Annotated in this window: 15 protein-coding genes; 8 read left to right on the top strand and 7 right to left on the bottom strand. The window is 68.8% G+C overall.

The annotated features are described in order from the left end of the window. Positions 1-2,130 precede the first annotated feature (2,130 nt). Positions 2,131-3,774, bottom strand: coding sequence for a PGF-CTERM-anchored ABC transporter substrate-binding protein (locus tag HALNA_RS16385; protein ID WP_049937410.1), 1,644 nt, complete (start codon positions 3,772-3,774; stop codon positions 2,131-2,133). Positions 3,775-3,876: 102 nt separating this feature from the next. Here HALNA_RS16385 and HALNA_RS16380 point away from each other — a divergent pair, with 102 nt between their 5' ends. Continuing rightward, positions 3,877-4,245 carry a serine hydrolase gene (locus tag HALNA_RS16380; protein WP_049937409.1) on the top strand — a complete coding sequence of 123 codons (369 nt, stop codon included), beginning with the start codon at positions 3,877-3,879 and terminating at the stop codon, positions 4,243-4,245. 49 nt (positions 4,246-4,294) lie between these two features. On the opposite strand, the gene uvrA is transcribed toward HALNA_RS16380, so the two are convergent. Together uvrA and HALNA_RS16370 are read right to left on the bottom strand one after the other, a co-directional pair. Beyond that, positions 4,295-7,288, bottom strand: a complete 2,994-nt coding sequence (gene uvrA / locus HALNA_RS16375; protein ID WP_049937408.1) for an excinuclease ABC subunit UvrA — start codon at positions 7,286-7,288, stop codon at positions 4,295-4,297. Between the two features lie 182 nt (positions 7,289-7,470). Further along, positions 7,471-7,824 carry a cell division protein SepF gene (locus tag HALNA_RS16370; RefSeq protein ID WP_049937407.1) on the bottom strand — a complete coding sequence of 118 codons (354 nt, stop codon included), beginning with the start codon at positions 7,822-7,824 and terminating at the stop codon, positions 7,471-7,473. A gap of 79 nt (positions 7,825-7,903) precedes the next feature. On the opposite strand from HALNA_RS16370, the gene HALNA_RS16365 reads away from it, so the two are divergent. Continuing rightward, a complete protein-coding gene (locus tag HALNA_RS16365) occupies positions 7,904-8,542 on the top strand; it encodes a DUF1028 domain-containing protein (protein ID WP_049937406.1) in 639 nt (212 codons plus the stop codon). Here the strand turns inward: HALNA_RS16365 and HALNA_RS16360 are convergent. Next, entirely contained in the window at positions 8,524-9,003 is a 480-nt protein-coding gene (locus tag HALNA_RS16360) for an RNA-binding protein (RefSeq protein WP_049937405.1), read from the bottom strand. The genes HALNA_RS16365 and HALNA_RS16360 overlap by 19 nt on opposite strands. A 106-nt stretch (positions 9,004-9,109) precedes the next feature. Between HALNA_RS16360 and HALNA_RS16355 the strand changes: the two genes are divergently transcribed. The 4 genes from HALNA_RS16355 to pyrF all read left to right on the top strand — a co-directional run bounded on the left by HALNA_RS16355 (position 9,110) and on the right by pyrF (position 13,523). Beyond that, entirely contained in the window at positions 9,110-9,421 is a 312-nt protein-coding gene (locus HALNA_RS16355) for a DUF7562 family protein (protein ID WP_049937404.1), read from the top strand. A gap of 75 nt (positions 9,422-9,496) precedes the next feature. After that, positions 9,497-10,822, top strand: coding sequence for a ribonuclease catalytic domain-containing protein (locus HALNA_RS16350; RefSeq protein WP_049937403.1), 1,326 nt, complete (start codon positions 9,497-9,499; stop codon positions 10,820-10,822). 285 nt (positions 10,823-11,107) lie between these two features. Next, entirely contained in the window at positions 11,108-12,673 is a 1,566-nt protein-coding gene (locus HALNA_RS16345) for an amidohydrolase (RefSeq protein ID WP_049937402.1), read from the top strand. A 37-nt stretch (positions 12,674-12,710) separates the two neighbouring features. Further along, positions 12,711-13,523 carry an orotidine-5'-phosphate decarboxylase gene (gene pyrF / locus HALNA_RS16340; RefSeq protein ID WP_049937401.1) on the top strand — a complete coding sequence of 271 codons (813 nt, stop codon included), beginning with the start codon at positions 12,711-12,713 and terminating at the stop codon, positions 13,521-13,523. Here the strand turns inward: pyrF and HALNA_RS16335 are convergent. Both HALNA_RS16335 and HALNA_RS16330 read right to left on the bottom strand, forming a co-directional pair. Beyond that, positions 13,520-13,705, bottom strand: coding sequence for a hypothetical protein (locus HALNA_RS16335; RefSeq protein WP_049937400.1), 186 nt, complete (start codon positions 13,703-13,705; stop codon positions 13,520-13,522). The two genes, pyrF and HALNA_RS16335, sit on opposite strands and share 4 nt — an antisense overlap. Before the next feature lie 92 nt (positions 13,706-13,797). Continuing rightward, the gene (locus HALNA_RS16330; protein WP_049937399.1) at positions 13,798-14,193 is read right to left on the bottom strand and encodes an Hsp20/alpha crystallin family protein; all 396 of its coding nucleotides are present in this window, start codon (positions 14,191-14,193) and stop codon (positions 13,798-13,800) included. Positions 14,194-14,360: 167 nt separating this feature from the next. On the opposite strand from HALNA_RS16330, the gene HALNA_RS16325 reads away from it, so the two are divergent. Beyond that, positions 14,361-14,546: an HTH domain-containing protein gene (locus HALNA_RS16325; protein ID WP_049937398.1), complete on the top strand. Its 186-nt coding sequence runs from the start codon at positions 14,361-14,363 to the stop codon at positions 14,544-14,546. A gap of 93 nt (positions 14,547-14,639) precedes the next feature. Here the strand turns inward: HALNA_RS16325 and rtcA are convergent, their stop codons facing one another. Next, the gene (gene rtcA / locus HALNA_RS16320; RefSeq protein ID WP_049937397.1) at positions 14,640-15,671 is read right to left on the bottom strand and encodes an RNA 3'-terminal phosphate cyclase; all 1,032 of its coding nucleotides are present in this window, start codon (positions 15,669-15,671) and stop codon (positions 14,640-14,642) included. A 470-nt stretch (positions 15,672-16,141) separates the two neighbouring features. Between rtcA and HALNA_RS16310 the strand changes: the two genes are divergently transcribed. After that, complete coding sequence (locus HALNA_RS16310; RefSeq protein ID WP_049937394.1) at positions 16,142-16,633, top strand: J domain-containing protein; 492 nt, start codon at positions 16,142-16,144, stop codon at positions 16,631-16,633. Positions 16,634-16,670: the final 37 nt, after the last annotated feature.

Here is a 16,670-nt window from a genome sequence, read left to right as displayed (position 1 = left end):
CGCCGCCGTAGGCGTCGCGGACGACGGCCGCGGCCTCGTCGGGCGTCTCCGACCCCGAAAGTTCGCTTCGGATGGCCGCCGCGTCGCCCCCGTCGGCGAACCCGAACGTCGCGTCGCGCCCGGTCGTCACGAGGAGGATGCGGTACCGACCGGGCGCGTCGAAGGCGGCGTAGTCGAAGTCGAAGGCGTCGTCCTCGGCGACGTCCACGTCGCGGGGGTCGACGGCGCCGCGCGGGGAGACGACGTAGGCCCGAACCGTCTCGCCCGGCCCGGGGGCGGTGCCGGTGACCTCGACTTCGTCGCCGGCGGCGGTGGCGATGCGGGACTGTGACACCGACGCCGTGGGCGACGGGTCGACCGTCTCGACGGTGGTCGTGGCGACGGTGTCGAACCCGCGGAGCGTCGACTCCGAAATGCGGGCCGTCGATCCCAGGAACTCCTCGCCGGGGTCCGCGACGGCGGCGATCCGGTAGCTGTCGGCGGTGGTCACCACCGCGCGGGTGTCGAGGTCCACGTCCCACGAGCCGTCGTGGACGCGCGCCTCCGCCAGTTCGTCGGTGTCCGTGTCGGCGTACAGCGGGGCGTACTCGCCGCCGACGTGGGCGTAGAGTTTCACCGTGTCGGCACCGCGGGCCGACCCCGATACGGTGACCGTCTCGCCGACGGCGAGGGTCGAACGGTTGGCCGTCATCGAGAGCCGACGGTCGGTGACGGTGAGCGGGACGCTCGCCCGGGGGTCGGCGGTGGCGTTTCGTGCCAGATCGATCTCGTGGGTCCCCTCGTCCAGCCGGTCGGTTTCGAGTTCGACCTTTGCGAAGCCGTCGTCGTCGAGACGGACGGCGGCGTAGAGGGCGGTCGCATCGGCGTCGACGCCGACGAGGACGAGGCCCTCCGCGGCGCCGAACACCGCCTCCGCGGTGGCGACGGTCGCCGTCTCCCCGTCACGGAGGGCGTCGGTCGGCACGCGAACGTGTCGAACCGCCCCCGGTGACCCGCTCACCGTCGCGACGGTGGTCTCGCCCCGCGGGACGCGCGTCCGACTCAGGGAGACGGTCCGTGCCTCCGGACGGAGGCGGACCGTCACCGTCTCGTTCACGTGATCGAGGTCGGTCGCCCCCTCGACGCGGACGGTGTACGTACCGGCCGAGAGGCCGGATACGTCGAGCCGAACCGTCTCACCCGACGCCGAGACGGTCGGATCGTCGGTGAGTTCACCCGTCAGATCCAGCCCGTCCGCGTTTTCGACGACGACCGTCGCGTCGTCCGCGGCCGCGAAGTCGAACTGCGGGTCGACGACCAGCGTCCCGACGCTCCGTGGAATCGACGACCCGGCGACGTCCGTGCCGCCGGGCGTGTCCGCCGGGGAAAGCTCCACGTCCGTTACGTTCGGGCGCTCGACGCCGACTGTGGACGCGTCGGTGTCGCCTGCCGGACCGTACGTCCCGGGCTGGAAGCCGTTGGCGGCGGTCACGTCGGCGACGAGGGTGTCGTCGACGGTCGCCGGCTTCCCCTCGACGTCGCCGCTGGTGCCGTAGAACCGCTGGGACGACCCCGCCGGGGCGACCCCATCGAGACGCGTCAGGTCCACGTCCTCCTCGCCGAGATAGAGCACGTCGCCCGCGGTGACGCTCCGGTCGCTCCCCGTCGCCGATGCGGTGACGGTGCCGAGCGATCCCGTCGCGTCCGCCGTCCCGTCGCCGTCGGCGTCGACGGACGCGGTCAGGTCGTGGCTCCCCGTCCGGCCGACGACGACGCCCGAGACGCTGACCGTCACCGTCACCGTCTCGGCGTCGACACCCGCGTCGTCGTCCCACGAGACGACGACGGCGTTTGCCGTGCCGTCGACGGATGCGGTCACGCCCGTCGCGTTCGGCGTCGCGGCCGGCGTCGTCGCCGTCGCGCCGGCGAAATCGAGTCCTTCGGGGGCCGTCACCGTGACGTTCGCGTCCGTCGTCCCGTCGGTGGTGTTCACGCCCGTGGCGTTCACCGAGAGGTCGAGCGTCGTCGTCTCGCCCGTCGAGACGGCCGTCGGCGAGACGGTGGCGTCGCCGAAGCCGACGCCCGCGCCCGCTGCCGGCGTCGCAGCGCCGAGCAGGACGGCGACGGCGAGGGCGGCGACGGCGGTGTGGTTCATCGACGCCACCCCCGCGCCACGAGGAGGATCGCCGCGAGCGCGACGAGCGGGCCGAATCCGGGGGCGCTGCCGGGCGTCGACGGCGCCGTAGTGGCCGTCTGCGTCGGAGTGGTCGTGGGCGTCGGAGTGGCCGTGGGCGCGGCCGTCGAGGTGGCCGTCGCCGTCGCCGTCGCGTTCGTCCCGGGCGACACCGGTCGCGGCTCGTCGACGGCCACCAGCAGCGTCGGCATCCCGGTCGCCCGCGCCTCGTAGACGAGGGTGCCGTTCGTCGCGTTCACCCGCGTCGTCCGGAGCGGCGTCCACCCGCTCTCGTTCGCGCGGTAGAGCGTGACCGTCTCGGGGTCGGCCCCGTCGAGGCGACTCCCGTTCACCGCGAACCGGAGCGTCAGGTGATCGATGTCGCGGGCGAAGATGCCGTTGCCGGACACCTCCATCGTGTCGAGGGTGCGGGTGCCGGTCGGCGCCGCGCGGTCGCCCGCCGGCCGCACGCGGAGTTCGAACGTCGGGTTCACCGTCGAGAGCGTGACGTTGAGTCGGCGCACGTCGACCGTCGCGTTCGGCCGCGCCGGAACCGCGAAGCTCACCGCGTCGTCGCGGCCGATGTTGTCGGCCTGCAGGGAGAGGCTCCCGTCGGCGAGGCGTTCGGCCGTGACCCGTCGCTCGCCCTCGGCGAGGTCGGGATCGATCCGCCCCGCAATCTCGTTCTCGTAGGCGTCGGGATGGAGCACCCGAACCAGGTCGACGATGGCGTCGACGATGCGGGGGGCCGGCTGGCTGATTTCGTTCGCGTCGAGGACGACGGCGTTCCCCTCCTCGTAGGCGGTCGTACCCTCGTAGACGCCGCCGGGGCCCGACGGAACTTCGGCGGTGTCGTACTGGTCGCTGTTGAGGACGAACCACGCGGGGTCGGCGGCGACCACGACCTCGCTGTTGACGCTGAAGAAACCGGACGTGTCGCCGCCACTAGCGTTGATGCCGGCGTCGTCGGCCGCGATGTTGTTTCCGCCAGCCGTCTCGATGACCTCGTTGACGAAGGTGTCCGATCCGGCCGTGAAGCCGAAGAAGGTGTAGAACACGTCCGGCCGGTCGACGTCGTCGACGGCGTCCCGGACCACGTCGACCTGCCGGGCGAACTCGTTGGCACGGGTGTCCGCATCCTCACAGTGCCCGACGAGTTCGCCCGTCAGCCGCGTCTTCGCCTCGATGTCGTCGAGGTCCTCGGCGGCCTCGAACTTGTACACCGTCAGGCCGGCGTCGCGGAGTTGCTGCACCGTGGAATCGAAGATGGTGTTGGGCGCGAGCACGAGGTCCGGATCGAGCGCGATGGTCCGTTCGACCGTCGCGTCGCTGTTTCCGGTGCCCACCGTCGTCTTCTCGTCCGCGCCGGGGAGGTAGTCGGCGAACGACGAGACGCCCACTACTTCGTCCCACGCGCCGATTTCGTACATCGTCTGTGCCGCACTGGGGTTCAGCGTCACCACCGTGTCCGGGTCCTCGGCTATCGTGACCGTCGTCCCCGTCGCGTCCGTCCGCGTGACGGGGAACGAACAGCCCGTGTCGGCCGCCGCGGCGCCGACGCCCGGCGATCCGAGCGTCGCGGCGACGATCAACACGACGAGAACCCACCGTGTCGTGTGCATGCCCGATCCGATCGCCCTTAGCAATATAAATTTATCTAACGAAATCCAGCTTGAGTAACGAGCGGCGACGGGCTTTCGGTCCTGCCACGAGAGGGGACGCGTATGCCATCGACGTTCGACGCCGATCCGGCGGGACGGGTGCGGCGGGTGTTCGAGCGCCACGCGACGGTGGGGTTCCACCACGGCGCGCAGTTGTCGGTGTACGACGGGGACGACCTCGTCCTCGACCTGGCGACGGGCACCGTCGGCCCGGACGGCCCGGCGACGACGCCCGACCGCCGGCACGTGCTCTTCTCGTGTACCAAACCCTACGCCGGCGTCTGTCTGCACCGACTCGTCGAGCGCGGTCACCTCGATTACGACGACCCGGTTCGGGATCACGAGACGGAACACGGCCAGCGGGCGTGTGATACTGTCGGCTGTAACTGTTTCAAGACATTCGCCACCCAGGGTGGCGAACGTCATGATTGACTTACACCCGACAGTATGAGATGGCCGATGCGGTGCGGACGGCGTTCGACTAGTCGTCGCTCGCGGCCTTCGCCGGCTTCCGCCGATCGGACCGCGGCCCCGACAGATCCACGTCCGGCAACAGATCACGGAGATACCGCCCGGTGTGGGAGTCGTCCCGCTGTGCGATCTCCTCGGGCGTCCCCGTCGCCACCACCTCGCCGCCGCCCTCGCCGCCCTCGGGGCCGAGGTCGATCACGTGGTCGGCGTTTTTCACCAGGTCGAGTTCGTGCTCGATCACCACGACCGTGTTGCCGGCGTCGGCGAGGCGGTGGAGCACCTCGATCAGCTTGCGTTCGTCCTCGGAGTGCAGGCCGGTGGTGGGTTCATCGAGCAGGTAGAGCGTCTCGCCGGCGTCTTTCTTCCCCAGTTCCTCCGCGAGTTTGACGCGCTGGGCCTCGCCGCCCGAGAGCGTCGTCGAGGGCTGGCCGAGCTGCATATAGCCCAGCCCAACGTCCTGCAGGAGTTCGAGACGCCGGCGGATGCCGGGATTTGCCTCGAAGAAGTCGAGGGCCTCGTCGATTTCCATATCCAACACGTCCGCGATGGTCGCGCCCTTGTAGGTCACATCGAGGGTCTCGTCGTTGTAGCGGGCACCCCCACACTCCTCGCAGGGGACGTACACGTCCGAGAGGAAGTTCATCTCGATCTTTACGGTCCCTTGCCCCCCGCACTCCTCGCAGCGACCCCCCTTGACATTAAACGAGAAGCGACCTTTCTCGTAGCCGCGCTGGGTCGCCAGCTTGGTCTCGGCGAAGAGTTCGCGCACGTGGTCGAAGACGCCGGTGTAGGTCGCGGGATTGGAGCGAGGGGTGCGCCCGATGGGCGACTGGTCGATGAGGCGGACGGTCTCGATGGCGTCGTGCCCCTCGATGGTGTCGTGCTCGCCGGGGTCGACCGAGGTGTTGTCGTTCATCTCGCGGGCGAGCCCCTTGTAGAGCACGTCGTGCATCAGGGTGGACTTCCCGGAGCCGGAGACGCCGGTGATGGCGATAAACTGGCCGATCGGGAGGGAGACGTCCACGTCGTCGAGGTTGTGCTGGCGGGCGCCACGGATCGTGAGCGCGCCGTCGCCGGGGTCGCGTCGCTCCTCGGGCACCGGTATCTCGCGGCGGCCGGCGAGGTAGTCGCCGGTGATGGAGTCGTCGGCGTCGACCACCGTCTCGAAGTCGCCCTGGACGACCACCTCGCCGCCCCGTTTTCCCGGCCCGGGCCCCATGTCGATCACGTTGTCGGCGCGGCGCATCGTCTCCTCGTCGTGTTCGACGACGAGGAGCGTGTTGCCCAGATCACGCAGGCCTTCGAGGGTGTCGAGCAGGCGGTCGTTGTCGCGCTGGTGGAGGCCGATCGAGGGTTCGTCGAGGACGTAGAGGACGCCGACGAGGCCGGAGCCGACCTGCGTGGCGAGGCGGATGCGCTGGGACTCGCCCCCCGAAAGGGTCGCCGCCTCGCGGTCGAGCGTGAGGTAGTCCAGCCCCACCTCCTGCATGAAGCCGAGACGGGCGCGAATCTCCTTCAGAATCTCCTCGGCGATGGTGCGTTCGCGGTCGGTGAGCGCGGACTCCAGCCCCTCGAAGTGGTCGAGAGCGTCCGCGATGGACATGTGGTTCACCTCGGTGATGGCCGTGCCGTCGACGAGGACGGCCCGCGAGGCGGGTTTGAGGCGCGTGCCCTCACACTCGGGGCAGGTGGTGACGGCCATGAACTCCTCGATGTGGTCGCGGGTGTTGTCCGAATCCGTCTCGACGTGCCGGCGTTCGAGGTTGCCGACCACGCCCTCGAAGGGCTGTTCCTTCCGGCGGACGCCGTTTTTGGTCGTCCACTCGAAGAGTACGTCCTCGTCGGTGCCAAAGAGGAAGGCGTCCTGCACCTCGTCGTCTAACTCCTCGAACGGCGTGTCGACGGAGACGCCGAAGTGTCGGGCCATCGAGTCGAGCTGTCGGCGGTAGTACGACCGGTTGTAGCTCCACGGCTCGAAGACGTTTTTCAGCGGTTTCCCCTCGTCTTCGACGACGAGATCCGGATCGACTTCCTTCGCGTTGCCGATGCCCTCACACTCGGGGCAGGCGCCGTGGGGGCTGTTGAAAGAGAAGCTCCGCGTCTCGATTTCGGGGATGTCGATGCCACAGTGGGTGCAGGCCAGGGCCTCGGAGAACTCGACGACGAGGCGGTCGGAGCCCTCGTCGGCGTCGCCGTCGCCGTTGCCGTCCCCCTCGTCCACGGCGGCCAGATCCCCCGTCGACCGCGCCGTTGCCCCGCCGAGTTCGATACCCTCGGGCGGGTCGGGAAGGATCACCTTCAGGACGCCGCCCGCCTCGGCGAGCGCCGTCTCCACCGAATCCGTGAGGCGTGACCGGGCCTCGGGATCGATTTTCACCCGGTCGACCACCACGTCGACCGTGTGGTCGTAGTTCTCGTCCAGGTCGGGCCGGTCCATCGTGAGGTCGTAGGGCTCGCCGTCGACTTCGACGCGGCTGTACCCCTCGCTCACCAGGTCGTCGAAGCGATCCTCGAAGGCGCCTTTCTGGTCGCGGACGACCGGGGCACAGAGTTTGGCCTTCGTCCCGTCGGGGAGGTCGAGGAGGCGCCGAACCATCTGACTCGCGCTCTGTTCGCCGACAACCCGTCCGCACTCCGGACAGTGTGGGGTACCGACGCGGGCGTACAGCAGGCGCAGGTAGTCGTGGAGTTCGGTGACGGTCCCGACCGTCGACCGGGGGTTGTTGGCGGCGTTTTTCTGGTCGATGGAGATGGCGGGCGAGAGCCCCTCGACGGCTTCGACCTGTGGCTTGTCCATCTGCCCGAGGAAGTTGCGGGCGTACGCGGAGAGCGATTCGATGTAGCGGCGCTGGCCCTCGGCGTACACCGTCTCGAAGGCGAGCGACGACTTGCCCGAACCCGACAGGCCCGTGACGACGCTGAACTCCTCGCGGGGGATGCGGACGTCGAGGTCCTTGAGGTTGTGTTCCTCGGCCCCGCGAACCTCGATGTAGTCCTTGCTCATCTACGGCCGACTGGGGGCCGGACCGCTGAAACGCTGTCGGTTCGGGCGGTCGAAACCGGGTGCCGGTGTCCCGCTCTCTCCGTCGGCGAGCCCCCGGAACCGGTCCTCGTAGTGACCACCGTAAGTCATCACCGGTGGTTTGGCGACCCGTTCTGGCGACCCACCGGTAAACAGTTACACTATCAGGAGAGCTTCTCGCGGCTGATCGCCACGCCCGTCGGCGCGACGATGATCTGGTCGTCGCCTTTCTGCACCACGTCGCCGTCCACCTCGCGGGCGACCTGCCGGAGGTCCTCCATGATGCGGTCGGCCACGCTGTCGCTCGGGCTCAGACGCGTGATGTCCGCGATGACGAGGTCGCCGTCGTAGACGGCGTCCTTGATCGCCATCGCGTCGCGCTGTTCGCTGATCTCCGCGATGTGTACGCTCATCCCGGCCTCGGCCCGCGCCGTATCGAAGTCGTCGAGGCTCAGTTCGACGTAGTCCTCGGTGCTGTGGGTGCCGCCACCGCCGAGGATCTTGCTCATGATGCCCATAGTACGTACAGGACCCACCGGCTCAATAGTTCTTGCGTCAGACGGCGGAACTTTTGAGCCCGCACCCCCAGCCTCGACTGTGACCTTCAGCATCTGCGTCCGGGAGCGCGGGGCGGCGGGCTATCGCTTCGGCGTCGCCGCCGCGGCCCGCGTCCCGGCGGTGGGAAGCGTCTGCCCACACGTGAGCGACGCCGGCGCCGTCGCGGTGGCCGGCGTGACCGACGCCGACGCCGGGCGACGGCTCCTCGACGCTGTCGCCGGCGGGGACCGCGTCGCCGACGCGATGGCCGCGACGGGCGATCCCCGAACACAGCGCCACGGCGTCGGCGTCGACTCGGCCGGCGCCCACACGGGTGCGGACTGCCGACCCGTCGCGGCGGGCCGCGTCGGCGACGGCTACACCGTCGCGGGCACGTCGCTGGCGGAGGAGGGAGTGCTCGACGCGCTGGCACAGGGCTACCGGGAGAACGAGCGGGACGCGCCGCTCGTTCGGCGCCTGATCACCGCGCTCGCGGCCGGGGCGCGGGCGGGCGGCGACGACCGTGATCTGCCGGTCGGGAGCGCCGCGGTGGCCGTGCGGACGGGGACGTCCGAGCCACTGTATCACGACCTGCGCGTCGACGCGGCGGAGACGCCAGTGGCCGACCTGCGCGAGACGTACCGACGGGCGAAACACGGCTACGACGCGGCGGTCGACCGCTACACCGAGAACTCGTAGAGGTCGTCGCCGACGTGGTGGACGGATTCGACGACTTTCCCCGAGTCGCCGACGAGGTCGCTCCCGGGTTCGATGGCGCGACCGACCGCCAGCGCCTTGCCGTGGGTCTCCTCGACGATAGCGACGAGGTCGCCGGATTCGATCGCGTCGTCGGCGTCGACGATCCCGGGACGCATCACGTCGGCGCCGTCGCTAACGAACTGGACGGCGCCGGCGTCGACGGTGACGACCCGTCGCTCGGGGGAATAGGCGTTCGCGCCGCGGACCGTCAGGAAGGGTTCACCGTCGACGTAGAACACCGACGGGTCGCCGTCGACGAGTACCAGGTCGAACTCGGTCCCGACGAGGTCGACGCGCTCGTAGGTGTCGCCGTCGAGGGAGACCCCTAGCGCGTCTCCGAGGGTCGTCTCCAGGTCCCGTATCTCGTCGCTCCGCAGGTGGTGGCGGGATTTGACTTCCATAGGTGAGGGTAGATCCCTCGGCGGATAATACTGATTATCGGGCGTCGCCGTCGGCCGCGTCTGACGCGTAACAAACGCTAAGTGGGCGTGGTGCCTGCTGTCGGCCATGTGGCGTTCCGGATCGGACGGGGGGCGGGATCGGAAGACGGTCGTCTGTATCGCGTGTGGCACCTCGCTGCGCCGATCCGAGGCCCGGGAGTACGACAAGGAGGGTGACCGCTGGAGCCGACACGGCAAGGAGTTCGAGCATCTCTGCAAGAAGTGTTATCGAAACCTCTGTCACCAGCCCCGGGACGAACTCGAAGCGTTGCTCGTCGAAGTCGGTGACGACGCCGAACTCTCACAGCGGGACTTCCTCGAACGGTACTACGGCGCCGTCGAGGAACGGTACGGCTCGGCCGAGGAACCGGAATCCTGAGACGGCTCGGCACACGGCCACGGCTGGGGCGTCCGGCCCGACACGTCTAACTACCCGTCACGTATAGTCCGGAGCATGACGAACGATTCCGAGGCGCAGGCCCAGGCCGGGACGGCCGAGGGCCAGGGACCAGTCGAGATCAGTCCGGCCGAGGCCCGCCAGTTACAGGAGAAACGCGAGGATCTGTTCGAGGAGTTCGAGATCCGTGACGCCTTTCCGCCCGAAGTTCTCCGCGAGGCGCGCGAGCGAACCGAGGGCGTTCAAGCGGAGATTCGGGACGAACTCGACGAGCGACGGGACCTCCGCGACCTGACCGCGTGGACGACCGACCCCATCGACGCTCAGGACTTCGACGACGCGATCAGCGTCCGCGAGGAGGAGGACTGCTATCGGCTGTGGGTCCACATCGCCGACGTGACCCACTACGTCCACCCCGACTCCGCCATGTGGGAAGAGGCCGTCCAGCGGGGCAACACCGTCTATCTCCCCGCCTACACCATCCACATGCTGCCGCCGACGCTCGCGGAGACGGTCTGTTCGCTCGTGCCCGAGGAGGACCGCCTCGCCCACACCGTCGAGATGGAACTCGACCCCGAGACGCTCTCGTTCGAGGAGATAGACATCTACAAGTCCGTCATCCGGAGCGACGAACGCCTCACTTACAGCCAGTGTGAGAACCGACTGGAGGACCCCGACGCCCCCCTTCACGCCGAGAACTCTCTAGCCTTTGAACTCGCGGATCGGATGCACGAACAGCGCAAGGAGGACGGGTCGCTCGTCCTGAACCCCCGGCGGGACCGCGCCCACACCATCATCGAGGAGTGTATGCTGAAAGCGAACAAGGCGGTGACACACGAACTGATGTGGAACCGGGGCGTCGAGGCGATGTACCGGGTCCACCCCCAGCCGACGCCGGACCAGTGGAACGACGCGCTCCGCGAGATTCAGGAACTGAACGGCGTCTCCATCCCCTCGGATAAGTGGGACGACCCCCGAAAGGCGGTCAACGGGGCGCTCGAAACCGCGCCCGACCGGATGCTGTCGAAGATCCAGCGTGCGGTGCTGAAGGTGATGCCCCGCGCGAAGTACATGAACGACCCGTTCGGCGGCCACCACGCCCTCAACTTCGACATCTACGGCCACTTCACTTCCCCAATCCGGCGGCTCTCCGACCTGATCAACCACTGGATCGTCCACGAGAACGACGTTCCGGAGGACCTGATCGAACTCTGTGACCGCGCGTCAGACCGACAGAAGGACGGCGAGACGGTCGAACGGCTCTACAAAGGGTTCATGGAGGAGATCGGTCTCGATCCCTACGCCGTGAACAACCGCGGTGTCGTCACCGTCGACGAGGGTGGCACGGTGGTGAACGACGAGGGACTGCCACCCGCCGAGTAGGGCCGCAGTTTTAGCTACTGAGAATTGGAGCGGTACGTTTGTATAGCCGCTTCACCCACGACCGAATGCCCCGTCGCGGGGCCAGCCGTCAGGTCGGATCGACCATGCATCGCCCCGACCCCGGCGTTTTCGATACTGTACACGAGGCGGTCTCTCCCCCCGCCTCGGTGGCCGTCGTCTTCGCGTCGAGTCGGACCGATCGTCGTCCGGTGGCCGGCGCCCGACGGACCCGTCCGTCTCGCGGCTCCCCAAAGCGTTAACGCGTTCGCCGCCGGGGGATCGGATATGACCGAGGCCGCCGACCTCATCCTGACGAACGCGGAGGTCCACACCCTTGCCCGCCCCGACGAGACCCACGAGGCGGTCGCCGTCCGTCGGGGACGGATCGTCCGCGTCGGCGACGCCTACGACCTCGACTTCCTGAGCGGCGTCGACACCCGGGTCGTCGACTGCGCCGGCCGGGTCGTCCTCCCGGGCTTTATCGACGCCCACACCCACCTCGACATCCTCGGCCGGCGACTCGTCGACGCCGACCTCTCGGGCGCCGAGAGTCGGACGGACGTGCTCGCCCGCCTCGACGACCGGGCCGCCGCCGTCGACGCCGGCGACCCCGTCGTCGGTTTCGGCTACGACGAGAGCACGTGGGTCGAGGCCGACTACCTCACCCGGGCGGATCTGGACGCCGTCGACGCCGCGGGGCCGGTCGTCGCCGTCCGCGAGGACCTCCACGTCGTCTCGCTGGATTCGACCGCGCTCGAACGGTGGGTCGACGACCTGCCCGCGGCGGGCGTCCGCCACGAGGGCGGCGAGCCGACCGGCGTCGTCGTCGAGGCGGCCGCCGGCGCCGTCCTCGACGCCCTCGGCCCCGACGCCACGGGGATGGTCGACCTGCTCCGGGCCGCCCAGGACTACGCCAACGCCCGCGGCGTGACCGGCGTTCACGACATGGTTCGGGGTGGCCACGCCACGCGCGCCTACCGTGACCTCGCGCGCGACGGCGCGTTGACCCTCCGGGTTCGCCTCAACTACTGGGCGGACCACCTCGACGCCCTCGTCGAGACGGGCCTCCGGACGAACCACGGCGAGGGCCTCGTCCGGGTGGGGGCGATCAAGACGTTCACCGACGGCAGCCTCGGTGGGCGGACGGCGAAGCTCTCGACGCCCTACAGCGATGCCCCCGACGAACGCGGCGAGTGGATCGTCACGTCCGCCGAGTTCCGCGACCTACTCGACAGTGCCGACACCGCCGGCTTCCAGGTCGCCGCCCACGCTATCGGCGACGAGGCGGTCGACGAAGTCGTCGACGCGTTCGTGGGCGAGGCGTCGGCGACATCTGGAGGGGCCGGTAGCGCCGATTCGGGGGAGAAACGACACCGGATCGAACACGCCGAACTCGCGAGCGACGCGGCGATCGACCGCCTCGCCGAGGGCGGCGTGGTCGCCTCTGTCCAGCCGAACTTCCACCGCTGGGCCGGCGCGGACGGCCTGTACGCCGACCGCCTCGGCGACCGCCGGACCGAGACGAACCGGTTGGGTCGACTGGCCGAGGCGGGCGTCCACCTCGCGTTCGGGAGCGACGGTATGCCCCTCGACCCCCTCTTCGGCGTACATCACGCCGTCAACGCGCCGACGGCGGCACAGCGCCTCGGGGTGACCGAGGCGTTGCGGGCGTACACGCTCGGAAGCGCGTACGCCGGCTTCGACGAGGATCGCTTGGGAACGGTCGAACCGGGCAAGTGTGCCGACTTGGTCGTCCTCGACGGGTCGCCGTGGGAGCGACCGGACGCCATCGACGACATCGACGTGTCGCTGACGGTCGTCGACGGCGCGGTGGTTTACGACGACCGATGAGAGTCGGATTGAAGTCGGTGCCCCGACCACTCCCCCTATGACCGCCTTCTTCGACCGTCTGCGCGAGCGCATCGAACGCGTCGACAGCGTCGTCTCCGTCGGCCTCGACGCCGACCCGGACCGCATTCCCGACTTTCTGTCCGACCGCGACCTGCCGCGGTGGGCGTTCAACCGCCGGATCATCGACGCTACCCACGAACACGCGGCCTGCTACAAACCCAACGCGGCCTTCTACGAGGACGCCGACGGGTGGCGCGCGCTCCGGGAGACGATCGCCTACGCGGGCGGGAAGGACGTGCCGGTTCTGTTGGACGCCAAGCGGGCCGACATCGGCAACACGTCGCGGCGGTACGCGGAACTGCTCGACACCGCCGACGCCATCACCGTCAACCCGTACATGGGCCGGGACTCGCTCGATCCTTTCCTCTCCCGCGAGGAGGCGGGGGTGTTCGTCCTCTGTCGCACGTCGAACCCGGGCGGCGCGGACCTGCAGGACCTCGAACTCGCCTCGGGCGAACCGCTCTACCGGCGCGTGGCGGCGCTGGCCGATCTGTGGAACGAGCACCGGAACGTCGGCCTCGTCGTCGGCGCGACGGCACCCGAGGAACTGGAGACGCTCCGCGCCGAGGTTCCGGACATCCCCTTTCTCGTCCCCGGCGTGGGGGCTCAGGGCGGCGACGCCGAGGCGGCGGTCGAGTACGGCCTCGCGGACGGCGTTGGCCTCGTCAACTCCTCGCGGGGGATCATCTTCGCGGGGGAGGACGCCCCCGGCAACGACGAGGGCGCGTACTTCGGCGCGGCGGGCGAGGCGGCCAAGCGACTCAAAAAACGACTCGAGCAGTTCCGCTAGCCGCCCCGAACCCTCGCGGCACAGACCGTACACAGCCCGGTCTCACGGTCGTAATGCTCGGCACAGACGGCCGCGCCGCAGGTGTCACAGGCGTGACTGGCCGTCGCCGACTCACAGACCTGACAGAGGGTCGTCACGCTCATGGCGCCGAGTACGGCGTCGCGGGGCTTCATACTGATCATTGTAAGTCAGTCCCGGTGGTTCGCCGATCCGTTCTGGCGAACCACCGGTAAACAGTTACAATAAACACTACCTGGCTGTGGGCGGGACGCCGCTATTCGATCTCGATCGACCGTGCCTCCTCGGTGTCGAGACGGGGGAGCGTCACGGTCAACACGCCGTTTTTCATCCGGGCGTTCACCGACTCCGTGTCGATCTTGTCGGGGAGGCGGATGGATCGGTGCATCGACTCCTGGCGCCGTTCGCGTCGGAGGTAGTCCCCCTCGCCTTCCTCCGTCGCCTCCTCGCGGTCGGCCTCGATGCGGAGCGTGTGATCCGTCACCTGGATCTCGACCTCGTCACGTTCGAACCCCGGCAGGTCGGCGGTCACGACGAACTCGCCGTCCGCCTCGACGAGATCTATCGACATCGACTCCATCCCCGTAGCCATCCGACCGAACGGGTTCTCCGCGTCCCACGTACCGGTCGCATCGTCGAACTGCCGGCTCATTCGTTCGAACAGACGTTCCAACTCGTCAAAGGGGTTACTGGGTGAACTCACGGTTGGACCTCCACGATTCCGGTACGACGACCATCCCGAAAAAACATGGGCTAGTTGTCATTTTCTGAGAGTCGCCACGGACGGAACTGACCGATCACGTCCGTGAGTTCCCCGGGATGGACGGCGACGTAGCCGTTCATGACGTCTTCCAGCCCCTGGTGATCACGCTGGCGGTGTACGCCGGCACCCACGTGTGGGGACTCTTTCCGTGTGACATCGACGGGGAACGCGTGACCGTCGACGACTGTCTCGACGCCTTCCTGCAACGTCGTTCCCCCGTGGAACCGCTGTCGCCGGGCTGACTCCGACGACGCCCCGGCACGGACGTTGGGACGGCGGACCTGCGCCTCGCGGATCGAGCTCCGGTCGTGAGCGGTCCTTGGCGAACGCGGAGATCAATCGACCGCCGGATGCGCGTTCGCCTCGATCAGATGCGTCCCGTCCGCCGCCGGGTCGATATCCACGTCGCTCCCGAACCGATCGAGGAGAGCCAGGTTCGTCCGCACGTGGTCGGTGAGCGCCGGAATCCGGACGCGCCCGCCGACGAGCGCGAGAACGACCAGCAGTTGGTCGGCCATGTGGGGATCGACCGCCGCGGCCGTGTCGTGAAACGCTCTGAACCGTCGGACGGCGTCCTCGGCGACGGCCTCTGACGTGCGGCCGCGTTCACCGAGGGCGTCGAACCCGGCCACCGTGTGTTCGTAGTTCGCACGGAGGAGAAGCGACGATCCCGGTGACGCCGTCTCGACGTACTCGACGCGCTGCACCGTCGCCGACACTCCCGCCGCGTCTAGTTCCTCGCGTGCGTGTGCCGCCTGCCGATCCGCCACGTTCCGGTCGGCGAGCGACTCGGACGCTTTGGAGTAGAGGCCGACCCCGTCGAGGTCGCCACGGCGGTCGAGGCCGAACGGCGAGAGCGACGCGGGCGTCACCTGCAGGGTGGCCTTCCCGCCGCCGGCTGGATAAAAGCCGGTCCTCGCCGGATCGATAGCGGCGTCGACCCCCTGGGCGGCGAGCAACGGAAACTTCACCGACCGGTGGTACTCGATCGTCGGCGACCAGTTCACGTCCGTCCCACCGGTCGCCGTCAGCCGGTACGGTTCGTCGTCGACAACCGCGACCGGCAGGACTGTGTCGAACAGGAGCGTGACGCTCCCGGCCGTGCCGATGTCGGCCCGGAGCGACGTGTGCCGTTTGTCCCCCGGACGGAAGGTCAGTGACTCCGCACCGAGTTCGGCGCTCTCCACGTCGGCGCCACAGAGCTCCGCCATCACCTCGACCGCCGTGAGATGCTGCGGTTTGAGCCCCGGATTCGGACGCTCGCCGCGGATATTCTCGATCCGAAACGGGGTCCCGGTGACGGCCGAGAGGCTCAATGCCGTCCGGAGCAACTGGCCCCCGCCGTCGGCGCCGTCGACGGTACGCATCGATTCGCCCCTTCGACGCCGGGGGACCTGAAAGTACGGACGGCACTGAAACACGCCGCCACCGGGTGGCTCATACTGATCGTTGTAAGTCAGTACCGGTGGTTCGCCGACCCGTCCTGGCGACCCACCGGTAAACAGTCACAATACACACTATCACTCGTAGCCGCGGCGTTGCAGGTCGTATCGATACGTCCGCCCCGGCGTCTCGACGGCGAGATGTTGGCGACTCCCCCCGTCCGTTCCAGGCTGTCGAAGTGGTCGCCGAGGTGCCCCGGATCGAGCGAATCCGGCGCGTCTTCGGGTCCGAGATAGAGCGTCGCCGTGTGGCCGCACACGTCGTCGGCCCGCCGTGTCTCGACCCCTCGAGTGTCGTCACGAGGGAGCCACACGACCGGGATGACCGACTGGTGTTCGATCCACACGGTCACCCGGGCGAGACGCTTACAACCGTGGCCACCCCACGTTCCGGTGTGGACAGGGATCGACTCGTTCTCGGCCTCGCGGCGATGTTCGCTGGCCTCACGGTCGTCCTCGTAGTGATCGCGTTCGTCTACCAACTGTTCTTGCTCTTTCTGGCGATTCCGTTCGCGGCGACGACGTACCTCATGTGGCACCACTCGACGGGCCGGATCGAGGAGCGCGCCCGTCGGGAGGCGCGGGCGAGTCGGGGGTCCGCCGGCCGTCGGCAGCGCCGTGCCCCCGGTGGGTTCGGTGCGACGGCCCGCGGCGCGGCGTCGGGCGCCCGGGCGTCCGGGCGGCGGACCGGCGCCCCCGGGACAGACGCCGGCCCGAGTCGGCGCGAGGCCTACGAGACGCTCGGACTCGACCCCGACGCGAGCGACGACGAGGTGCGGCGGGCCTACCGATCGAAAGTCAAGGAGGTTCATCCGGACGCCGACGGGGGCGACGAGGAGGCGTTCAAGCGGGTGAACCGCGCGTACGAGCGGCTTCGGGACGGATAGGTATCGAGCTATTATGTCAACTACCCCACCCTACTTC

This window comes from Haloplanus natans DSM 17983, assembly GCF_000427685.1.
GTDB lineage: Archaea > Halobacteriota > Halobacteria > Halobacteriales > Haloferacaceae > Haloplanus > Haloplanus natans.
This window is presented reverse-complemented; position numbering and strand designations above follow the sequence as displayed.

Bases quoted from the DNA above. Each gene is read 5' to 3' on its own strand.
- HALNA_RS16385 (WP_049937410.1), bottom strand. From the start codon at position 3,774: ATGCACACGACACGGTGGGTTCTCGTCGTGTTGATCGTCGCCGCGACG.
- HALNA_RS16380 (WP_049937409.1), top strand. From the start codon at position 3,877: ATGCCATCGACGTTCGACGCCGATCCGGCGGGACGGGTGCGGCGGGTG.
- uvrA (WP_049937408.1), bottom strand. From the start codon at position 7,288: ATGAGCAAGGACTACATCGAGGTTCGCGGGGCCGAGGAACACAACCTC.
- HALNA_RS16370 (WP_049937407.1), bottom strand. From the start codon at position 7,824: ATGGGCATCATGAGCAAGATCCTCGGCGGTGGCGGCACCCACAGCACC.
- HALNA_RS16360 (WP_049937405.1), bottom strand. From the start codon at position 9,003: ATGGAAGTCAAATCCCGCCACCACCTGCGGAGCGACGAGATACGGGAC.
- HALNA_RS16355 (WP_049937404.1), top strand. From the start codon at position 9,110: ATGTGGCGTTCCGGATCGGACGGGGGGCGGGATCGGAAGACGGTCGTC.
- HALNA_RS16350 (WP_049937403.1), top strand. From the start codon at position 9,497: ATGACGAACGATTCCGAGGCGCAGGCCCAGGCCGGGACGGCCGAGGGC.
- HALNA_RS16345 (WP_049937402.1), top strand. From the start codon at position 11,108: ATGACCGAGGCCGCCGACCTCATCCTGACGAACGCGGAGGTCCACACC.
- pyrF (WP_049937401.1), top strand. From the start codon at position 12,711: ATGACCGCCTTCTTCGACCGTCTGCGCGAGCGCATCGAACGCGTCGAC.
- HALNA_RS16335 (WP_049937400.1), bottom strand. From the start codon at position 13,705: ATGATCAGTATGAAGCCCCGCGACGCCGTACTCGGCGCCATGAGCGTG.
- HALNA_RS16330 (WP_049937399.1), bottom strand. From the start codon at position 14,193: ATGAGCCGGCAGTTCGACGATGCGACCGGTACGTGGGACGCGGAGAAC.
- HALNA_RS16325 (WP_049937398.1), top strand. From the start codon at position 14,361: ATGGACGGCGACGTAGCCGTTCATGACGTCTTCCAGCCCCTGGTGATC.
- rtcA (WP_049937397.1), bottom strand. From the start codon at position 15,671: ATGCGTACCGTCGACGGCGCCGACGGCGGGGGCCAGTTGCTCCGGACG.